Consider the following 639-nt stretch of genomic DNA (forward strand, 5'->3'; position numbering starts at 1 on the left):
TCCAGCATGCTTCTCAACACACCTTCATCGGCTTACAGAACGCTCCCCTACCACGTATACAAAGTATACATCCGCAGCTTCGGCACATAGTTTTAGCCCCGTTACATCTTCCGCGCAGGCCGACTCGACTAGTGAGCTATTACGCTTTCTTTAAAGGGTGGCTGCTTCTAAGCCAACCTCCTAGCTGTCTATGCCTTCCCACATCGTTTCCCACTTAACTATGATTTTGGGGCCTTAGCTGGCGGTCTGGATTGTTTTCCTCTTGACTACGGACGTTAGCACCCGCAGTCTGTCTCCCGGATAGTACTCATAGGTATTCGGAGTTTGCATCGGTTTGGTAAGTCGGGATGACCCCCTAGCCGAAACAGTGCTCTACCCCCTATGGTATTCGTCCGAGGCGCTACCTAAATAGCTTTCGGGGAGAACCAGCTATCACCAGGCTTGATTAGCCTTTCACCCCTATCCACAAGTCATCCCCTGGCTTTTCAACGACAGTGGGTTCGGTCCTCCAGTTAGTGTTACCCAACCTTCAACCTGCTCATGGATAGATCGCCTGGTTTCGGGTCTATACCCAGCAACTAAACGCCCTATTAAGACTCGATTTCTCTACGGCTCCCCTATACGGTTAACCTTGCTACT

General features: G+C 50.7%; 1 rRNA gene. It reads right to left on the reverse strand.

From position 1 onward, the window contains the following. Nucleotides 1–639, reverse strand: a 23S ribosomal RNA gene (locus QYM41_RS17640); the annotation flags it as partial.

The sequence above is a fragment of the Kocuria oxytropis genome, from assembly GCF_040981195.1.
Lineage (GTDB): Bacteria > Actinomycetota > Actinomycetes > Actinomycetales > Micrococcaceae > Kocuria > Kocuria oxytropis.